The following is a 3,684-nucleotide window of genomic DNA, read 5'->3' on the forward strand; positions in this document are numbered from 1 at the left end:
TCAACGCCATCGGCGATGAAGACGGCTTTCGGGCCGAGGCGCGTCAGGGCCGCGAAATGGGTTTCGACGGAAAGACTTTGATCCACCCGTCCCAGCTCGGCCCCGCCAACGAGGTGTTCGGCCCGTCGCAGCAAGAACTGGACGACGCCCGCAAGGTCGTCTCGGCCTACGAGGAGGCCGAGACGGCCGGCAAGAGTGTCATCACGGTCGACGGCCGCATGATCGAGAGTCTGCACGTGCGCGATGCCCAGCGGATACTCGCCCTGGCAGAGCGTATTTCGGAAATGGAACCCGATTCCTAGCGCGATCGGGAACCGCTACTGCTTGTCGACTTTGCCGGCTATCTGATTCGCGACCTTGACGCCCAAGTCCGGCGGATCCTTACGGATCACACCGACATCGACCACGATGTTGTTACGCACCGTCAGCGCACGCTGGCCGGTCATGGTCAACACGTTGCCGTTGTTGCTTGCTGTCATGGTCAAGGTGGTGGTCAAAGTCCCGTTCGAGTTGGAGACCGGCCCCACCTGCCAGTTCATCTCGGGGCTGTCCGGCCCGGCAGGAGTTTTGAACTGGCGATTGGCGCAGGCCGGCCAGCTCTGCGTAGAGGTGGTGAAAAAGGCGTTCGCCTCTTTTGCGGACGGAAATAGGACCAGCAGCTGAGCTACCTCGGGGTCCGGTTCGTTCGCGCCGGGGGGAAGGGACGCGGCGTCGTCATCCCCGCTCACCGCCGTGTAGCCACTGTTGGCGTAAACCGGTGACTCGCCAGGACCGACGGCGAACACGCAGTCGTCGGGGAACTTCCAACCCGCCGGCCACTGCTGCTTGGCGGTGTCGTCTTGTAGCTTGTCGGTCTTCTCCTTGCTCTGCGTACCGGTGACGCCCAACACACCGTCGATCTCCGCCGGCGTCAGCAATAAGCCGGACAGCGCCGCTTGCGCGACCGGGGGCCGCGCTGGAGTTGTGGACGACGAGGCGGTGCTGCTCTCGTTGCTACCGCCACATCCGGCAACCGCAAACCCGATGGCGGCGGTACAGACTGCGGCTGTCACTTGGCGCATGCGTTCTTCACCCTTCACGGTTGCGTTAAAACCCTCGAGCGCGAAGAGCAAATAAGCGCATTCGCAGCTCCAGGGGGAGCGGACGGAGCATATCTGCTATGTCAGCCGATTGCCCGAATTGCCGATTTGTCGCCGGCCCGCTTCCGTCGATCGGGCGAATCATGCAGTGAGGCAATCGGAGTCGACGTACACCTAGCTGACATCAGCGTGTCGTCGTCGACCGGAATATCATTCGCAGATCAAGGGTTTCCAAGGTCAATAGAGGATTCGCCGCAATGCATCCAGTAGGTGATTGGCTAATTACGCCACCTTTGCGCGCGGCAGAATTTGGACTGCGCCTGGCGAGCAGTCGGATAATAGGTGTTCTACCGTGTTGGCGGCGGCAGTACGTCTGGACGGGTTGGGCCCGGACGCCCACGCCATCGCCCGGCAAGCCGGGCCAGTGGATCAGCGCTGACCACACGATAGGTTGAACGCGATTCCGGACAACCCGAGAGGAGATACCGTGCGCCAAACCGCGGCTATGGCCGAGGCCGACCGCGCGTGGATGATCGACACGCTGCTAGCGCTACTGCAGACCCCGAGTCCGGCGGGACGCACGGACGCGGTGATGCAGGTGATCGGCGACATCTTCGACGACTTCGGGGTGCCGTTCACACTGACCCGGCGCGGCGCGCTGACCGCCGAACTGAAGGGTAAGTCCGCGACCACCGACCGGGCACTAGTGGTTCACTCAGACACCATCGGCTGCATGGTCCGCAATCTGAAGGACAACGGCCGCCTCGAAATCGTTCCCGTCGGCACCTTCTCGGCCCGGTTCGCCGAGGGGGCTCGCGTACGCATCTTCATCGACGACCCCGACGAGTTCATCACCGGCACCGTCTTGCCGCTCAAGGCCAGTGGTCACGCATTCGGCGACGCGATCGATAGCCAACCGACGGACTGGGAGCACGTCGAGGTTCGCATCGACCGCAAGGTGTCTTCGCGGGAGGATTTGGTTCGTCTGGGCCTGCAAATCGGTGACTTCGTCGCGTTGATCACCAGCCCCGAGCTCACGGCCGACGGCTTCATCGTCTCCCGCCATCTGGACGGGAAGGCGGGCGTCGCGATCGCGCTCGCCCTGGCCAAGAACTTCGCGGAGAACAAAGTGGTGCTGCCGCACCGCACCACGATCATGGTCACCATCACCGAGGAGGTCGGCCACGGAGCCAGCCACGGGATCCCCCCCGACGTCGCCGAACTGGTGTCGGTGGACAACGCGGTGTGCGCGCCTGGCCAGCACTCCATCGAGGACGGCGTGACGATACCGATGGCCGATCTGCACGGCCCGTTCGACTACCACCTGACCCGGAAACTCTGCCGGCTCGCCCACGAGCAGGGAATCAAGTTCGCCCGCGACATCTTTCGCTTTTACCGATCCGATGCCGCCGCGGCGATCGAGGCGGGGGCTAACACCCGCGCAGCGCTGGTCGGCTTCGGGCTCGACGCCAGCCATGGCTGGGAGCGCACGCACATCGATTCGCTGGAAGCGGCCTACAACCTCCTGCACGCCTGGCTGCAGACACCGTTGACGTTCGCCCAGTGGGACGCCAAGCCATCGGGCAAGCTCGAGGACTTCCCGTCGGCGGAGCAGCCCGCACCCAGCGAGCGGTGGGTGCCGCTGTCCCGTGGCGATTTCGAGAGCCCCGGCGAGGCGTCGCCCGGGACGCACTGGCCGCCGGAGGGCCCCCAGGCCTGAGGCCGCTACATCTGCGCCCAGACGATCTTGGTCTGCAGGTAGCCCTCGATGCCGGCCTTGCCGGACTCGTGGCCCCAGCCGGATTGTTTGTACCCGCCGAACGGCATGGAGTGGTCGTACGGGAAGGCATTGTTGAGTCCGACCGTCCCGGCCTTCAGCCGCTTCGCCAGTCGGTGCGAGCGCCCGAGGTCTTTGGTCCACACGGTCGCTGCCAGGCCGTAGGTGCTGTTGTTGGCCAAGGCGACGGCTTCGTCTTCGTCGTCGAACGGCAGGATCGTGACGACCGGTCCGAAGATCTCCTCCTGGAACAGGCGGCTGCTGTCGGGGTCGAGGTTGGTGACGATCGTCGGGTGGACGAAGTAGCCCTTGCGGTCGAGTCGGTGCCCACCGGTGACGATCTCCGCGCCGTCGGACCTGCCCTGTTCGAGGTAACCCAGCACGCGGTTGAGCTGCTTCTGGCTGATCAGCGGGCCGCTCATGGTGCCCTCTTCCTTGGGGCCGCCCATCTTCATGGCGTTGGCAACCATCGCCATGCCCTCGACCACCTGGTCGTAGACGCCGCGCTGCACCAGGATGCGCGAACCGCAGACACAGGCCTGCCCCGAGTGCACGAAGGTGCCGAAGGCCGACATCGGGATCGCCTTCTTCAATTTCGCGTCGTCGAAGATCAGCACCGGCGACTTGCCGCCGAGTTCCAGAGTGACCTTGTTGAGGTTGCTGTCGGCTGACGCGTGCACGATCGCGCGGCCGACCTCGGTCGAGCCCGTGAAGGCGACCTTCTCCACGTCGGGGTGCGCGGTGATCGCCGCGCCAACGGTGTGCCCGTAACCGTTGACGAGGTTGGCCACCCCGTCGGGAACCCCGGCCTCGGCCAACAGGCGCATC

Annotated in this window: 4 protein-coding genes; 2 read left to right on the forward strand and 2 right to left on the reverse strand. The window is 64.8% G+C overall.

All coding sequences use genetic code 11. The features are described 5' to 3' along the window. Nucleotides 1–302, forward strand: a 302-nt coding sequence (locus JOZ00_RS16460; protein ID WP_293345389.1) for an HpcH/HpaI aldolase/citrate lyase family protein, incomplete at its 5' end; no start/stop codon positions are given. 15 nt (nt 303–317) lie between these two features. Here JOZ00_RS16460 and JOZ00_RS16465 read toward each other — a convergent pair. After that, complete coding sequence (locus JOZ00_RS16465) at nt 318–1,112, reverse strand: sensor domain-containing protein (protein ID WP_293345391.1); 795 nt, start codon at nt 1,110–1,112, stop codon at nt 318–320. A gap of 454 nt (nt 1,113–1,566) precedes the next feature. Here JOZ00_RS16465 and JOZ00_RS16470 point away from each other — a divergent pair, with 454 nt between their 5' ends. Then, nucleotides 1,567–2,799 carry an osmoprotectant NAGGN system M42 family peptidase gene (locus JOZ00_RS16470; RefSeq protein ID WP_293345393.1) on the forward strand — a complete coding sequence of 411 codons (1,233 nt, stop codon included), beginning with the start codon at nt 1,567–1,569 and terminating at the stop codon, nt 2,797–2,799. A gap of 5 nt (nt 2,800–2,804) precedes the next feature. Here JOZ00_RS16470 and JOZ00_RS16475 read toward each other — a convergent pair. Further along, the coding region (locus JOZ00_RS16475) for an aldehyde dehydrogenase family protein (protein ID WP_293345395.1) at nt 2,805–3,684 on the reverse strand (880 nt) is incomplete at its 5' end.

It is taken from the genome of Mycobacterium sp., assembly GCF_019243155.1.
GTDB lineage: Bacteria > Actinomycetota > Actinomycetes > Mycobacteriales > Mycobacteriaceae > Mycobacterium.